A 238-nucleotide genomic window follows, 5' to 3' on the forward strand; every position below is an offset into this window, starting at 1 on the left:
CAACAAGTACAATGAAGAAGTGTATGACATCCCCGTCCTAATCAATTGCCGGTGGGAAGAACGTAATGAACTGGTTCGGACCCCTAGTGGAGATGATATTACCTCTCGTGCTCGGGTGTTTGTGGATCGACGAGTCACTATCGGTGGGAAGCTCATCCTAGGGGACAAAACCGCCTATGTGAATCCCGACGAAGTGGAAGGTGCTGAAACCATCCAGGTTTATAACGAGATTCCCGAT

Annotated in this window: 1 protein-coding gene; it reads left to right on the forward strand. The window is 49.2% G+C overall.

Going from position 1 to position 238, the window contains the following annotated elements:
• The coding region (locus VJI94_RS08795; RefSeq protein ID WP_324009100.1) for a hypothetical protein at positions 1-238 on the forward strand (238 nt) is incomplete at both ends.

The organism is Parvimonas sp. D9 (assembly GCF_035282565.1).
In the GTDB taxonomy this organism is placed as follows: Bacteria; Bacillota; Clostridia; order Tissierellales; family Peptoniphilaceae; genus Parvimonas; species Parvimonas micra.